Consider the following 335-nt stretch of genomic DNA (forward strand, 5'->3'; position numbering starts at 1 on the left):
TAAATCCCCTCTCGGTCGATAGAACTGCTGGTAACATCAATTTCGATTACCAAATCAGGGGGCGGATCGGTTTTTAAATCAATCGTGCGTTTGCCTCGGATTAAGCGTTCATTTTGAATATAAAAACTAGAGTCCGGTTCGGAACCTTTTTCTAAATCCGCTCGATTTAACGTGGTAGAACCCGCGCTCAAAATTTCCACATTCAGTTCCTCCGCCACGGCACTTGCAACTTTTGCTAAGAGACGGTTAGGCTGTTCGTGCTCTAACAAGGGAGTCATAATTTCCAACAATCCTCGGTCGTAAGTCAGGCGGATATTGCGATTGTCTCCCATGTC

General features: G+C 45.4%; 1 protein-coding gene. It reads right to left on the bottom strand.

Annotation, left to right across the window (positions count from 1 at the left end):
* On the bottom strand, positions 1–335 hold a 335-nt coding region (locus AC0QH1_RS00310), incomplete at both ends, for a Uma2 family endonuclease (protein ID WP_324628752.1).

The organism is Phormidium sp. CCY1219, assembly GCF_055795085.1.